Genomic DNA, 15398 nt, shown 5'->3' with positions numbered 1-15398 from the left:
GCCGCGCCCGTGCTGCATCTGTACTGCATCTGTTAAGGAGTTTCCTCATGCAGTTTGGGGTCTTTTTGCCCATCTCAGGACGCGCCGCCGGGCCAGATACACTGATGGAAGCCGCGCAGAGCGCGGAGGCGCTGGGCTTTGACGCTATCTGGTCGGCTGATCGCGTGGTTACACCCTGGCAGATTCGCACGCCGTATCCCTACAGCGAGAATCACAAGTTCATCGTTCCGCCTGACCGTCCTTTTCTGGATTCGCTCACCTGCCTGGCTTTTCTCGCGGGCTGCACCAGCAAGATCACACTGGGGATCAGTGTCCTGGTGCTGCCCTATCGCCACCCATTATACTGGGCGCGCGTGGCCGTTTCCATCGAGCGTCTCTCCAAAGGGCGCTTGATCATGGGCGTCGGTGTTGGCTGGATGGAAGAGGAGTTTGCAGCCCTGGGGGTTTCCTATAAGAGCCGGGGAAAAATGACCGATGAGCAGCTTCAGATACTCGACCGCCTCTGGGGCGAGGAACATGCCAGCTTCAACGGCCAGTTCTATCGCTTTCACGACCTGGCTTTCTTTCCAAAACCACTCCAGCAGCCGCGTATCCCCATCTGGGTTGGCGGGGAAGGCGCGCATGCCCAACAACGCGCCGCGAAATATGGTGATGCGTGGTTCCCCTATTTTGTCGAAGTAACGACGGAAGAACTCAAAGCGGGCTATGATACGGTGCGGCGTGCCGCTGCTGAAATGGGCCGCGATCCTGAACAGATTCTCCTGGCCTGCTGTCGCCCCATTGAAGTGACACACGAGCCGGTTCCACCGGATGCGCACTATTTACGCGGCACGCCAGAGCAGCTTGTCGAGGCGCTGATGGCGTATCGAGCGATTGGAGTCAGCCACCTTGCCCTCCAATTTATGGTCCCGCGCTGGCCGGAGCGCGTAGAGCAAATCGAGCGTTTTGCTCAAGAGGTGATGCCACACGTTCGCGCGTGAAAGCTGGCTCGTATGCGCTCGGTAGCCGCTAACTGACCACTCCTTCGGCGGTTTCCTGGATTAACTGATCAACCACCGCTTTCAGGTCGTTGGTGCGCTCATACGTTGCTAGCTGGCGGTCAGCACTGGAGCCTTCCGCCAGAATATGGGCGGCGTACTCTACTTCGTTGCGGCTTCCTAGCTCATCCACGACATCATCAATGAACCAGCCGATCAACTCACCGATCAATTCGCGCGCAGGCAGCTCCTCTCGCTTGCCAAAATCAATGAGCTTCCCATCCAGACCGTAGCGCACAGCGCGCCACTTGTTCTCTTCGATGAGTTCAGGCTGGTAGACACGGAAGGTCAGGTTGTCACGGCGCAGCTTCCAGAGCTTGGCGACGATGGCCTGGAAGATGGCCGCGACACAAACGGCCTCGTCCACTCGTGTGCAGACATCGCAGATGCGCAGTTCCAACGTGGGATACTTCCAGTTTGGGCGAATATCCCACCAGAGTTTGGTGCCATCAGGGATATTATTGGTGGCGACCAATGTGTCTACTAACGAGGTGAGGTCGGCCCAGGAATCAAAAACACGCGGAATGCCGGTGCGCGGGAAGTTGCGAAAGATGATGCTGCGGTAGGACTTCAGGCCGGTAAGGCGGCCCATCCAGAACGGTGAACTGGTCGCCAGGCAGAGCAGATGGGGCAGCAGATAGCGGGCAACGTTCATGGCGTCTACCAGAAATTCGCGGTCTTCAATCGCTACATGCACATGGGTGCCAAAGATCAGCAGGCGCCTCGCCAGTTCCTGCATATCCTTGTGAACGCCCAGGTAGCGTTCCTGGGGGGTGATTTCCTGCTCCATCCACGAAGAGAACGGGTGTGTCCCCGCAGCGACGATCTTCAGCCCGCCCCTGGCCGCCAGGTCCATGACCCCTTTGCGCAGGCGCACGAGTTCGGCCCGCGCCTCCGCCGGGGTCTGGCAAACGTTGGTGCCAATTTCGACAATTGATTGGTGTAGTTCGGGCTTGATCTCTTGCAGGAGGAGGGTTTGTTCTCCCTCCATCATCTGCGTGATGTAGGAGCGGAGTTCGCGCGTCTCCGGGTCAATGATCTGATACTCTTCTTCAATGCCGATGGTAAGGGATGGTGGCTTCATAGTCATGCTGGCCTCCCTCATAATCCTGTCCGCGATAGATGTCACCTGCTTTGTTTGGAAGCTCCTGCCTCCAACAAGCTCTGATATGTGATTACCGCTTGTCTACGAGAAACGTCGGCACTGTCGAGCCGCCGCCAGCGGTGACGTTCACCAGGGCGTCGGTTGAGAGGCGAGTCAGGCAGCCGTCTATATACTCACCGTACCAGGCGAACGGCGCAGTATCCATAATGCGATCCGTAATCTGAAGGCGCCCGTCAACCAGGCAGGGATAAGCCTCGTTGGGGACGGCCACGCGCTCTTGCACGACAAAGGGTTCGCTCAGGGCGGTCTGTAGCGCGCGTGTCCAGTTCTGCTCGTCGGTTTCCCAACCCAGGATGATCCCCTTGCCTCCGTACTCGTCGTTGGCTTTCAGGACGAACCGCTCGCGGTGTTCAAGGATAAAGGGGATCAGGTCCACCGGCTGATCGCGGTAGAGCGTCTGACGCTCCTCTACGCGGCGCGTCCAGGGGATATGGTCTTCGATGGCTTTGCGCTCCTGGCTGCTGAAGATACTGGCGTTGCGCTCATCGCTCAGGACCGCCAGGCTGGCCTTTTTGTGCAGGATTTTGCAGCGGAAGGGGTTGACCATACAGACGGCCCTATCGCGCACTGCGCGAATGACCGGGTGGTCGCGCCCGCCGCGCTCAATCAGTTCGCTCAGCAGGACGCGCTTGTAGATCAGGTCAATGGGGGTATCGCCGATGGAGAGGCGTCCGTTCTCATACTCCACTTCGCGCGGGTCGGCGATAAGACAGTCCAGACCCTGCGACTTGAAGTACTGCTCAAAGAGAACGAACTCGCTGTAGGTCGGTACTTCCCGCCAATCCAGAATGGCGATCCGGGGCGCTTCGCTGCGTCCCGCCCATTGCTGGTAGGCGTCCAGCAGCACATGAAGCAAACTGTGGCGCGCTGGCAGGGCGCGCACCTCATAGCGGCGCAGATATTCGCGCATCACCGGCAAGGTGTAAAAGATGTCCGAAAGAGCGTCGTTATACGCCTGGGCAGCCGGGGTTTCGGCATTGTACTCGGTCAGGCGCAGCCCGCCATGTTCGGTGACGAAAAAGGTATCAATCCGCGAGGTTGGGCTGGCGGCGCGAAAGCCGGGGTCATGCTGGACTAGATCGATTTCCCAATCGGTCAGGCAAAACTGGGCGCGGATACTCTCCTGCTCCAGAGCGGCGCGCAAGGCTGTATCGAAGGCGCTCAAGAGCGTCTGCACCCGCGTTTGCAAGAAGCGGTACTGTTCACTGGTGATGAAGCGGGGGCGCAGGACGGTGCAGAGTGGTCGCTGACCAAAGAAGAGGCCACGACGCTGAAGCTGGTCGTCAAGCTGGGCCTGCGACGCAGCAGCCAGGTCGTCATAGAGCAGTTCGTGATAGCTCTGAATTGCTTCCCGCAGCAGCATAAGAAGCTCCTCTCAAGCGTCTCTGGCGGGCGCTGCCACTTTAGACCGGCGTAGAGGCTTCTGAGGCGCAGGCGTGGCCTGGCTGCTCTCGTCGGTTTCGGCAAAAAGGGTATCCCAACGTACATCGCGGCGCTGCGGGCGTGGCTCCTTTGCCAGCCGGATAGCCATATCGGCCATATGCTTGACGGCCCAGTCAAAGAAAACGGGGGTGAGCGAGTTGATGTCCATATCGGGGGCGGGGTTCATAAAATCAATGGCATAGGGGACGCCAGCGCGGATGGCCCATTCCAGGGAGTTCATATCATAGCCCAGGGCGCGTACCAGCTTCAGCGAATCGGCGATGATGCGCTGGCGAAGCTTCGGGCTGAGGTACGTATCGTCGTCGTGGTATCTGCGCTCGCCCGGGTCATATCTGATCGGCAGCACTTCCTCTCGACCCAGGGCGATGCAGCGAACGAATTGGTCCCAGCGGATGAACTCCTGAACGACCATCGTCAGCAGGCCAGAGTGGTCGTAGTGGGAGATGAGTTCTTCCAGCGAGTGGCAGATGTAGACCTCTTTCCAACCACCGCCATGCGCGTCTTTGAGAACACAGGGCAGGCCAACGTAGTCAACGATGCCCTGCCAGTCGAGGGGGTAGACCAGGTTACGCAGGCTCTCGTTGTGAACGATGCCGGGGACATACTCTTTGTTCGGCAAAGCGACGGTCCTGGGGCTGGCGATGCCCAGTCTGGTTGCCAGCGATGCCTCGAAGAACTTATCATCGGCGGTCCACATGAAGGGGTTGTTGACGATATGGGCGCCCTGAAGCGCGGCGTGTTTCAGATAGGTGCGATAGAAGGGGACTTCGTGGGAGATGCGATCAATGATGACCGCGTAGGGGCAGGGGTCGTCCATGTGGATGCCATCGAGCTTGACGAACTCGGCCTCGACGCCATCATTACGGCGGTTGACTTCTTCAATGAAAGCAGGAGGAAAGGACCACTCCCGCCCGACAATCAGCCCAACCTTCAAGACCATGCTCCGGCTCCCTTCGCTAATCATGTCCTCCGATATACCGTTGAATCATCTCTTGCCAATACGGCCAATCGTGGCGCCAGCCATCCCAAACGCGCAAGGCGTTGCCGATGCTCTTGCTCCAGAGGATGCCCGATAGCTGCTGGTTGCTGGGGCAGGAGGGATCGTCGCTCCCGATGGCGAGGATAATATCCTGGCGCTGTAAGGCTGTCAAGCGTTCTGGCTCATGCTCGTTGCTGATGAAATCGAGCGGGGAGTTGAAGTAGAGGGTGTCGTCGGAGTAGCCATCCGCCCAGTGCCGAATATTATAAGCGCCGCTCATCCCGATGGTGCGGTTGACCAGGTGGGGATAGCGCAGGGCAAAGTTGACGGCGTGGTAGGCTCCGAAGCTGGCCCCGGTGGTGATGACGAAGGGGTCGGCGTTCTCCTGGGCAGTGAAGGGTATGACTTCGGTTAAGAGATAGTGATCGTATTGGGCATGGCGCTGTACGCGCTCAGCCGGAAGACGCCCTTTGGCATACCAGCTTTCGCTGTCAACACTATCAACGCAGTACAACTGAATCCAGCCACGTTCCAGATGCTTACTCAATGCGCCGACCAGCCCGCGATCTTCCCAGTCGAAAAAGCGGCCCATCGAGGTTGGGAAGGCGATGACGCGCGCGCCAGCATACCCAAACGCCAGCAGCTCCATATCCCGATCAAGTGATGTACTATGCCAGCGATGATACTCCCGCTTCATGAAACCACCAGCCCCCATGTAATACTGCAACGGCTGGCGCTTTCACCCACCACAGTATACCTGCCCTGCCAGCAACGGCTGACATCCTCGCTCCGGCTACCAGCATCACGATGATAGCAGCCGCGTGTCATACCGTCAACCAGGAAATTAAGAGGGGGTTCCACCACCCATCGGGGGCCACTTGTAGCGCCGCCAGGATGGCGGCTCAACGTTGGCCTGCCGCTACGATAGATTGGAGGACGAACGCCACTTGTAGCGCCGCCATCCTGGCGGCTAACGATTCGCCTGGGCGAGCATTCGCCCTCCAGGCCAACGTACCAACAGGCCAGCGATGGCCGCCTGGAAGGCGGCGCTACAAGTGGCCCCCGATGGGTGGTGGAACTATGAGAGGGTAGAGAGGCCGCTCTCACGATCATGCGCTATCTGGTCCAGATCGCGCTGAGCCGGAGAGCCAAAGCCACCGCCGCCAGGGGTTTGTATGATGAGTTCATCGCCCTGACGCATGAGAAAAGTGGTTTTGGCGGGAAGGGGTACGTGTGTCTGGTGGTCATTGTGGCGGAGAAGGGTGCGCTCGCCGGTTCTTCCTGGCTGGCCTCCTTGAGCGCCTGGCGGAGCAAAGCGAGCGCGATCACCCAGCAACGTCACGGTTGCCCTATCCGTCAGGAGCGCGAAGCCGCGCACCAGGCCGCAGCCGCCGCGCCATTGCCCTTGCCCGCCGCTGTTTTCGCGGAACTCATAGTGAGTCATGCGGATGGGAAAGTGTCGCTCCATCGCCTCAATGGGGGTGTTGAGGGTGTTGGTCATGTTGGTCTGGATGCCGTCAATGCCATCCAGCCCCGGACGCCCGCCCATGCCGACGCCAATCGTTTCGTAAAAAGCCCAATCATCTCCGCCCACCATCAGATTCGTCATGGTTCCGCCGCCACAGGCTGGCACACGCTCAGGCGCGACTTTGGCGAATGCCTGAAGGAGCACATCAGCGTTGCGCATGGAGGTTTCGACATTCCCGCCCGCCACAGGCGCTGGGAAGCGCGGGTTGAGCAGCGTGCCTTCTGGCGCAGAAACGGTGACAGGCCGGAAGCAGCCCTCGTTCATGGGGATGGTGTGGTCGGTGACACTGCGCAGCACGTAATAGACGGCTGAGAGCGTGACGCCAAACACGGCATTCACAGGCGCCTGAACCTGGGCATCTGTGCCGGTATAGTCCACACTGATTGCGCCGTCGGCAAGGGTGAGCGTTACTTTCAGCCGCACAGGAGTGTCGCTCTGTCCGCTGTCATCAAGATAGTCTTCAGCTTCGTAGCGGCCAGCAGGAAAGCCCGCGAGCTGGTGTCGCAGGCGTATCTCTGATTCATCCAGAATGCGATTGACGGCGGCGCGAAAGATGGGCAAGCCGTAGCGCGCGATCACTTCCTGGAGATGAAGCTCGCCCCGGAGATTTCCGGCCACCTGGGCGCGCAGATCGCCCATACGCGAGGCCGGGGTGCGCGAGTTGGCGCAGATGATGTCGGCAATATCCTGCTGGAAGCGAGCGCCAACCATCAATTTGACCGGAGGCAGAATCAGCCCCTCTTGGAAGACTTCGGTGGCGTCACTGGAGATGCTGCCAGGGACTCTCCCGCCAACGTCGGTGTGATGGGCCTTGCTGGCGGCATAGCCCACCAAGTGCTGCTCGTAATAGATGGGGCGAATGAGCGTGATGTCGTTCAGGTGCGTGCCAGCGATATAGGGATTGTTGACGACGATCATGTCGCCCGCATCCAGGCGCTGGCCGTGCCTCTCCAGGTACGCCAGTGTATTGGAGATGCCAACGGGCAAGGAGCCAAGATGAACCGGGATATGCTCCGCCTGGGCAATCAGCCTGCCACGCTCATCAAAGAGCGCGCAGGAATGGTCGAGCCGCTCTTTGATGTTGGGCGAGAAAGAGGCGTTGCGCACGACAATGCCCATTTCTTCGCTGGCGTAGAGCAGGGCGTTGCGGATGACCTCAACGATGATCGGGTCTGGCCCTGGCTGCTGACTCGTTCCCATACTAGCGCTCCTGTCCTTCATCCTCATCGCTGGAAAGAGGTATTCGCTGCGCAGTTGAAGAACCGTGTGCTTGAAGATATTCTCATCAGCCACAAACTTCATGAGGCGGCACGCTCTGCCCGCTCTGCTTCGGCATGCGCCAGGCCAGCCGCATAGTCTAAGACGGCCAGGATGCCTTCACGGGTCAAGCGTGGGTAATTATCAAGCAATTGCTCGACGGTATAGCCATCGGCTAGCCGCTCTAAGATCAGTTCCACCGTCAGACGAGTGTCCTTAATCACCGGCTTGCCATTCATCACTTCGGGGTCACGTTCAATCAAGGGATACCGTGTCTGCTCCATAGTGTTTCCCCTTTCCTTAAATCAGTTCTCAGTGTCCAGTATGCCCCATTTGGGGCAATAGAGCAAGGCGGCCCTCTCTGCTCGGTACTCATAGCTCTCCTCCGCTGCGCTCAAGGACGAGATTGGTCAGGCGGTCAACGCTGGCTTTCCAGCCGGGCGGCAGCATAGTAGTCGTGTCATATTGCTCGATAATGGCCGGGCCGCTCACGATATTGCCTGGGAGCAGGCGCTCACGCTGATAAATCGGGGTCGCGTGGAATGCGCCCGATTCATCGAAGAAGACGGGCCGCTCTCCCACCTGGGCCTCGCTATCTGGCTGGCTGTGTCGGAGCGAGTAGGCTGGCGGCGCGGGTTTGGCGCTCTGAACAATCGCTTCGAGCCTGGCCGCTACCAACTCGATCTCGTTGTCGCGCGCGCCATAGCCGTAGGTCTGTTCGTGCAAGACGTGGAATGCCTCCTGTACTTCTCGCAGCCCGCTGGCATCGAGCAGAGCAGGGGCAGGCAGCGTCAGGTCAAAGGACTGGCCCATGTAGCGCATTTCCAGCTTGCGCCGAAAGGCGATCTGGCCTGGCTCTGTTTGTTCTCTGGCGAGCGCCTGCTGGCCCTTCGCTTCCAACTGCTTGAAGATGCCCTCCAACTGGTCCGGGCGGCATGCCGAGGCAGACGCGAGGATAGAGCGCAATTCGGTGTGCGTGTGGTCGGCCACCAGCAGACCCCAGGCGGAGAAAAGCCCTGGTTGGGGAGGGATGAGAATCCGGGGGAGCGCCAGTTCATCGGCCAGGGCGCAGGCATGCAGTGGGCCAGCGCCACCAAAGGCCACCAGGGTGAAGAGCCGGGGATCATGCCCGCGTTCCAGCGAAACGATACGCAGGACTTTCGCCATATCTGCATTGATGAGGCGAATAATACCGGCAGCCAGACGAACGCTGTCAAACCCCGCAATGCGCCCGGCCATCTGCGCCAGCGCGTCCTCGGCCAGCTCCCGCGAGAGGACCACCGCGCCGCCCGCAAGCTGGCCCGGATTGAGACGCCCCAGCACCAGATGAGCGTCTGTGACCGTTGGCTCCTGAGCGCCTTTGCCATAGCAGACGGGGCCGGGGTCTGCGCCCGCGCTCTGTGGGCCGACGCGCACCGCGCCAGCGCCGTCAATCCAGGCGATGGTTCCGCCGCCCGCGCTCACTTCCGCCAGGTCAATAAACGGGAAGCGAACCGGATAGCCGCTCCCGCGTACCGCCCGGCCACTGTGCGTGCGCCCCGCTGCCTCGAACTCTCCTACGACCTGGGGCATGCCATCCAGAATCATGCCAGCCTTGGCGGTGGTGCCGCCCATATCGAAACTCAGCAGCCGTTCGATGCCAAGCAGCTTCCCAAGATGGGCCGCGCCGATGACGCCGCTGGCGGGGCCGGATTCGATGATAGTAGCTGGCCGGGCCATGACCTGAGCCGCGCTGGATACCCCGCCGTTGGATTGCATGATAAACAGCGCGGCCTCGCGCCTCTCCTGGGCCGTTTCTAGCCGCTGGAGGTAGTCGCGCACAATCGGGGCGAGCAGCGCGTTCATGACGGTGGTGCTGGCGCGCTCGTACTCGCGCTCCTCCGGGTCTACCTCAGAGGAGAGGGTGATGGACAGGCCGGGGAACTGCTCAAGCAGAACCTGGCGGGCGCGTCGTTCATGGACGGGGTTCTGATAGGCGTGCAGGAAGCAGATGGCCGCGTGCCTGATGCCACGCTCGGAGAGTTCACGCGCAATGCCGCGCAAGGCCGCTTCATCTAGCGGTTCGACCACGACGCCGCGCGCGTCCAGGCGCTCACGAACGCCAAAGCGGTCACGCCGCGCTACCAGGGGAGGAGGACGGCGCACAAAGAGGTTATAGACTTCTGCGCGGCCCTGACGGCCAATCTCCAATACGTCACGAAATCCGGCGGTGGTGATGAGCGCCAGCCGGGGAAGGTCCAGGTGCAATTGCCCCAGCAGGGCGTTGGTGGCAAGCGTGGTGGAATGGCTGATGAGGCTCACGGGCGCGTCGGGCTGGTCATGAAAGAACGCCTGGAGGGCATGCAGCGCGCCCTCTTCAGGCGCCTGGGGAGTGCTGGAGACTTTGTAACGCAGGAGCGCGCCAGCCTGCTCATCAAAGGCGAGCAGATCGGTGAAGGTGCCTCCCACGTCTATGCCGAAACGATACGCGCTCATGGCTCAGGGCTGCCAGAAGCTTTGGCAGCGGCTCGCGCGCCCGCGCCTCCGGCGGCGGGTGCTTGCGGGAACTGGGTTCCCGCATTCTCGCTCCCGTTGGTCGCTCGCGCGCCCGCGCCGACGACATAGCCGGAGCCAGTAGGGCAGAGGTCAATCAAGACGCATTGCTGGCAGAGCGGCTTGCGGGCCTGGCACACGGCCCGCCCATGATAGATCAGGAGGTGGGTGATGGCGAGCCAATCCTGGCGGGGCAGCTTCTTCATGAGTTCCTGCTCGATCTTGAGCGGGTCTTCGCTGCTGGTGAGGCCCAGTCGTTGGCTGAGGCGTCTTACGTGGGTGTCTACGATGATCCCTTCGACTTGGCCGAGGGCGTTGCTCAGAACGACGTTGGCGGTTTTTCTGGCAACGCCGGGCAGGGCGATGAGTTCTTGCATCGTGTGGGGAACCTGGCCGTCATAACGCTGGACGAGGATCGCGGCGGTGGCCTGGATGTTCTTCGCCTTGTTGCGATAGAAGTTCACCTGCTTGAGATCTTGTTCAAGCTGCGCCAGCGGGGCCGCCGCGTAATCCTGGGCGGTCCGGTATTTCTTGAAGAGGGTCTTCGTGACCATATTGACGCGCTCGTCGGTACACTGGGCCGACAGGATCGTCGCTATGAGCAGCTCCAGCGGCGTGGTGAAATCGAGGGAACACTTTGCGTCAGGATACGCCTGGTGGAGTCGCGCAATCAATTCGCTGGCTCGTTCTTGCTCGGTCATCTTGCTCCCCCATTGAATCTCTTCGGCGATTACAGCGCCCTGCGTGAGTAGGGTCGCCCGCGCGTGGCGGGCGCCGCTCTCGAACGGCAGGTTGAGGCTTATCTGCGGGCCGCCTGTCTATTATACCTGCTCACTGCCAGTTCGTAAGCCTCGGCCAGCAATGGCCGCACCTTCGTTTCAAGCGTCTCGGCGCTGGGGTTGAGTACACACACCCAGTACATCCGCCCATACACAGGATGAGGCATCAGGTGATCCAGGGCGGTGAAGTCGTGGTCACTGGAGGTAGCGCCGCTTTCAGCCGCGCTGTCCCTGCCGGAAGACGCCTTTGGCAAGCCGAACAGCGAGCGAAACGTCTGCTTGCCAAGGCCGATGTTCAGTCGAAAGACTGACGGGCGGTTGAGGTTGGAGAACTGGTCAAAGGCATCGCTCGTCACAATCGTCACAAACGGAAACCGGTGATCCGGCGGCACGGTACTATCCGGGTTGTAGAAGAAGAAACTGGCGTCCGAAGCGACCACCACATCCACGCCCTGAAACCTATCGGTGATGTACTGGCTGATCTCAGCTTCGTTCACGTTAATACCCTCAGCTTTCATGGCCGCATGCTTTACGACGCCGCCACAGGCTGTCCCTCCCTGTGGGAAGGGCCGCTGGCCTCGGCTGGGCCTCGGCCCTCTCGCTCCCGTTGGTCGCTCGCGCGTCCCTCGCGTGTGCGGGCGCGCTCGTGCTGCGTGAGATACCGCTTGCGCAGGCGAATGGCCTGGGGCGTGACTTCGACCAGTTCATCGGGGGCGATGAAGTCGAGCGATTGTTCCAGGCTTAATTTGATGGCAGGCGTCAGCCGCACCGCAATCTCGGCGGTAGAAGAACGCACGTTCGTTTGTTTCTTCTCTTTGCAGACGTTGACGACCAGATCGGCAGGGCGGCTGTTCAGGCCAACGATCATGCCTTCGTAGACCGCTGTACCCGGCTCGATAAAGGTATCGCCGCGCTCCTGCGCGTTGTTCAGGCCATAGGTCACGGCGACACCAGTCTCCGAAGCGATGAGCGCGCCCATGCGCGCGCTGCCAATCTGGCCCGACCAGGGCTGATAGCCTACCAGCAGGCTGCCCATCGCGCCGTTGCCCTGGGTCAGCGTCAGAAAGGCGCTGCGGAACCCGATCAGGCCGCGCGTGGGGAGGTGATATTCCAGGCGCACGTTGCCATTGCCGTCGTGGCTCATGTTGCTCAGTTTTGCCTGGCGCTTGCTCAGGGTCTCGCTCAAGGGTCCGATATATGCCTCGCGGGTATCCAGAATTAACTGCTCAACGGGTTCCATGACGCGCCCATCCTCATCTTTGGTGATGACTTCGGGGCGCGACACCTGAAACTCGTAGCCTTCCCGGCGCATCGTCTCGATGAGAATCGCCAGGTGCAGTTCGCCCCGGCCAGAGACGATGAACTCGTCGGCGCTGGAGCCGTCTTCGACGCGCAGGCTGACGTTGGTTTCCAGTTCACGATACAGCCGCGCCCGCAGTTGGCGAGAGGTGCAGTATTTGCCTTCGCGGCCTGCAAAGGGGCTGGTGCTGACGCTGAAGGTCATCTTGAGCGTTGGCTCGTTAATGGCAATCGTCGCCAGCGCCTCTGGCTGCTCAGGGTCGGTGATGGTTTCGCCAATGTTGGCTTCGGCAATGCCGGTGATCGCCACAATATCCCCGGCTTCAGCCTGCTCAATTTCCAGGCGCTGCAAGCCTCGATAGGTGAAGATCTGCGCTACCTTGTGGCGGCTGATTGCGCCGTCACGATCAAGGCGCGCGACGGTCATGCCGGAGCGAATCTTGCCCCGGCTGATGCGCCCGATAACGTATTTGCCTTTGTAGTCGTCGTAGTCCAGCGTCGTCACCAGCAGTTGCAGGGGGGCTTCGCTGTCTACGACGGGCGCGGGGATGTGCTGGACGATGGCCTCGAAGAGCGGGCCAAGCCCCTGGTTGGTATCTTCCAGGCTGCGGCGGGCAATGCCTTCGCGGGCAATCGCGTACAGCACCGGGAAATCAAGCTGCTCATCCCTGGTTGCCAGTTCCAAAAACAGGTCTTGCGTCCAGCCGAGTACCTGCTGCGGGCGGGCGTCGCGGCGGTCTATCTTGTTGATGACGACGATGGGGCGCAGACCGAGTGCAAACGCCTTCTGCAAGACAAAGCGCGTCTGCGGCATGGGGCCTTCGACAGCATCCACCAGCAATAAGCAGCCATCGGCCATGTTGAGGACACGCTCGACCTCGCCGCCGAAGTCGGCGTGGCCGGGGGTGTCTATGATGTTGATTTTGATGCCCTTATAGAGAATTGCCGTGTTCTTGGCAAGAATGGTGATGCCGCGCTCGCGCTCTAACTCGTTGGAGTCCATGATGAGTGAGCCAACTTGCTGATTTTCGCGGAAGACGCTGCTTTGTTTCAGCAGGCCATCAACCAGGGTCGTTTTGCCATGATCAACGTGGGCGATAAGAGCGATGTTGCGAATGTCGTGACGGGTTAGAGAGCTAATACCAGATCACCCCAACTTTTCTCAATCCCTGCCCAGGCAGGCGGTTCATATACAGAGAGATAAGCGCCTCCAGCACGTCTGGCGGCGCCCCATCCATCATTATAGCACATGTCTGCCGCCTGGCGGGGGGCCACTTGCAGCGCCGCCACCTTGCCTGGCGGGGGGCCACTTGCAGCGCCGCCATCCTGCCTGGCGGGGGGCCACTTGTAGCGCCGCCATCCTGGCGGCTCAACGCTGGCCCGCCGGTACGGTGGCCTGGAGGGCGCACGCTCGCTCTAGCGAATCGTTGGCCGCCATCTTGCCAGGCGGGGGGCCACTTGTAGCGCCGCCATCCTGGCGGCTCAACGCTGGCCTGCCGGTACGGTGGACCGGAGGGCGAACGCCACTGGTAGCGCCGCCGTCTCGGCGGCCCAACGCTGGCCTGTTGGTACGGTGGCCTGGAGGGCGCACGCTCGCTCTAGCGAATCGTTGGCCGCCAAGATGGCGGCGCTACAAGTAATATGCTTCGCTTGCCAACACCTCCTGTGTGATGGAGCCGTCCGGTCAGGGGCTTGACAAGGTAGAACTTTTGTTCTACTCTTGCAAAAGAGCGTCTGATTCTTTGCCCCCAGGGGCGCTCGCTTCCCCTCTGAGTGCTGCGGCTGCGTGCTGGCGAGCAGGGGGGTGGATGGGGTGGTGGTTGGTTCCCCTCTTGAAAGGAGAAGATTTCCCTATGCGTGTGCAATCCATTGGCGATTATGACAGGCTGCCTGTGCGCGAGGCGCTGGCGCAGGGCGAGGACGACGTGGAATCCGGCCCGCCAGAGCAGGACGAGGCTGAGCCGCCGATGCGGCCCCTGGGCTACGTGTGTCCAGAGTGCGGGAGCAACGCCCTGGTCTATGAAGAAGGCTGCCAGAAGTGCTATGCCTGCGGCTACAGCGCGTGCTGATGTGACGGTTGTGGTTGTGTTCGGGCGCATTCCCCCTGCCGACAGGTGGCGGGGGGATGCGTCTGTGTGGAGGAGGATGATGATGGCTGGAGGAGACTCCCCGATGTTCCCGCACGCCCTGGATGCCGAAGAGGCGCTGCTGGGCTGTATCCTGATTGACCCGTCGGCGCTGTTCGCCGTCAGGACGCTCACCCCCGACGATTTCTACCGCGAGGCGCACGCGACGATCTTTGCCACGATGCGCCAGTTGGACGCCGACGGCATGGCCGTAGATGTGGTCACGGTTTCGACGCGCCTGGAGCGCACCGGCCAGCTTGAGCGAGCGGGCGGGTTCGTCTACGTGAACAGCCTGCCCAATGCCGCGCCGACCTCGCTCAACGCGGTGCATTATGCCAATCTGGTCCGGCAAGCCTCCCAGGGGCGCAAGGTGCTGGAGGTGGCTGGCGACCTGGCCGCTATCGGCTATCACAGCGACGAACCGGCCAGGGAGGCGGTGCGGGCGGTGGAGGCGCTGGCGGCGCAGGCGGAGGAGGAGACGCTGGACCTGTCGCCCGAAGAGGCGCGTGCGCGGCTGGCCGCGCTGGCTCCGACGCTGGTGCGCGTGGATGACCTGCTGCGCCAGGAGTTCCCGAAGACGCTGTGGGTCGTGCCGGACCTGCTGCCCGAAGGGTTGACGCTGCTGGCGGCCAAGCCCAAACTGGGCAAGTCGTGGCTGGCGCTGGGGCTGGCGCTGGCGGTGGCCTCCGGCGGCGTGGCGCTGGGCAAGACGCCGGTGGAGGCGGGCGATGTCCTCTACCTGGCGCTGGAGGACAGCCCCAAGCGGCTGCGGAACCGCACAGAGCAACTCTTGCAGGGGGAGCCGCCGCCGAGTCGGCTGGAGGTGACGACCCGCTGGCCGCGATTGGACGATGGCGGGCTGCGGCTGCTGGAGGTCTGGCTGCTGGGGCATCCCGAGGCGCGGCTGCTGATTCTGGATACGCTGGCGAAGATTCGCGGCCACGCCAGAAGCGCGACGCTCTATGGGGAGGATTATGCCTCGCTGGAGCAGGTGCAGGCGCTGGCCCATGCCCGCAGCGTGAGCATCCTGGTGATTCACCATACGGGCAAGGAGAGCCGCGAGGATGCGCTGGACGAGGTGAACGCGACGCAGGGCTTGAACGGCGTGGCGGATAACGTGCTGGTGCTGCGCCGCGAGCGGGGCAAGCCGCAGGCGAGGCTGATTGGCGATGGCCGCGAACTGCTGGGCATCGAGCAGACGCTCCAGTTCGACCCGACCACCGGGGCATGGCGGCTGGCCGAGCCGGTCCCCG

General features: G+C 61.5%; 14 protein-coding genes. 3 read left to right on the top strand and 11 right to left on the bottom strand.

The features are described 5' to 3' along the window. Positions 1-47: 47 nt before the first annotated feature. Positions 48-980 (top strand): LLM class F420-dependent oxidoreductase, encoded by a 933-nt coding sequence (locus VH599_21695; GenBank protein HEY7350938.1) that lies wholly within the window; start codon positions 48-50, stop codon positions 978-980. A 28-nt stretch (positions 981-1008) separates the two neighbouring features. Here VH599_21695 and VH599_21690 read toward each other — a convergent pair whose 3' ends face one another. From VH599_21690 to VH599_21640, 11 genes are all read right to left on the bottom strand, one after another. Beyond that, entirely contained in the window at positions 1009-2127 is a 1119-nt protein-coding gene (locus tag VH599_21690) for a carboxylate-amine ligase (protein ID HEY7350937.1), read from the bottom strand. A gap of 85 nt (positions 2128-2212) precedes the next feature. After that, entirely contained in the window at positions 2213-3565 is a 1353-nt protein-coding gene (locus tag VH599_21685; protein ID HEY7350936.1) for a hypothetical protein, read from the bottom strand. A 12-nt stretch (positions 3566-3577) separates the two neighbouring features. Beyond that, positions 3578-4585, bottom strand: coding sequence for a hypothetical protein (locus tag VH599_21680; GenBank protein ID HEY7350935.1), 1008 nt, complete (start codon positions 4583-4585; stop codon positions 3578-3580). Between the two features lie 16 nt (positions 4586-4601). Continuing rightward, positions 4602-5321: an alpha/beta hydrolase-fold protein gene (locus VH599_21675; GenBank protein HEY7350934.1), complete on the bottom strand. Its 720-nt coding sequence runs from the start codon at positions 5319-5321 to the stop codon at positions 4602-4604. 381 nt (positions 5322-5702) lie between these two features. Further along, complete coding sequence (locus tag VH599_21670; GenBank protein ID HEY7350933.1) at positions 5703-7352, bottom strand: hydantoinase B/oxoprolinase family protein; 1650 nt, start codon at positions 7350-7352, stop codon at positions 5703-5705. A 98-nt stretch (positions 7353-7450) separates the two neighbouring features. After that, on the bottom strand, positions 7451-7693 hold the full coding sequence (locus VH599_21665; protein ID HEY7350932.1) for a DUF433 domain-containing protein: 243 nt from the start codon (positions 7691-7693) through the stop codon (positions 7451-7453). Positions 7694-7781: 88 nt separating this feature from the next. Then, positions 7782-9884 carry a hydantoinase/oxoprolinase family protein gene (locus VH599_21660; GenBank protein HEY7350931.1) on the bottom strand — a complete coding sequence of 701 codons (2103 nt, stop codon included), beginning with the start codon at positions 9882-9884 and terminating at the stop codon, positions 7782-7784. Then, complete coding sequence (gene nth, locus VH599_21655) at positions 9881-10642, bottom strand: endonuclease III (GenBank protein HEY7350930.1); 762 nt, start codon at positions 10640-10642, stop codon at positions 9881-9883. Before nth ends, VH599_21660 begins: the two co-directional genes overlap by 4 nt. A gap of 98 nt (positions 10643-10740) precedes the next feature. Continuing rightward, the gene (locus VH599_21650; protein HEY7350929.1) at positions 10741-11238 is read right to left on the bottom strand and encodes a DUF6194 family protein; all 498 of its coding nucleotides are present in this window, start codon (positions 11236-11238) and stop codon (positions 10741-10743) included. A gap of 11 nt (positions 11239-11249) precedes the next feature. Continuing rightward, positions 11250-13118: a translational GTPase TypA gene (gene typA, locus VH599_21645; protein HEY7350928.1), complete on the bottom strand. Its 1869-nt coding sequence runs from the start codon at positions 13116-13118 to the stop codon at positions 11250-11252. A gap of 270 nt (positions 13119-13388) precedes the next feature. After that, positions 13389-13574, bottom strand: a complete 186-nt coding sequence (locus VH599_21640; protein HEY7350927.1) for a hypothetical protein — start codon at positions 13572-13574, stop codon at positions 13389-13391. A 298-nt stretch (positions 13575-13872) separates the two neighbouring features. On the opposite strand from VH599_21640, the gene VH599_21635 reads away from it, so the two are divergent. Next, on the top strand, positions 13873-14088 hold the full coding sequence (locus tag VH599_21635) for a hypothetical protein (protein ID HEY7350926.1): 216 nt from the start codon (positions 13873-13875) through the stop codon (positions 14086-14088). Between the two features lie 103 nt (positions 14089-14191). Then, on the top strand, positions 14192-15398 hold a 1207-nt coding region (locus VH599_21630), incomplete at its 3' end, for an AAA family ATPase (protein HEY7350925.1).

The organism is Ktedonobacterales bacterium (genome assembly GCA_036557285.1).
In the GTDB taxonomy this organism is placed as follows: domain Bacteria; phylum Chloroflexota; class Ktedonobacteria; order Ktedonobacterales; family DATBGS01; genus DATBHW01.
The sequence above is the reverse complement of the archived record's forward strand: the minus strand, read 5'-3'. Positions and strand labels throughout refer to the sequence as shown.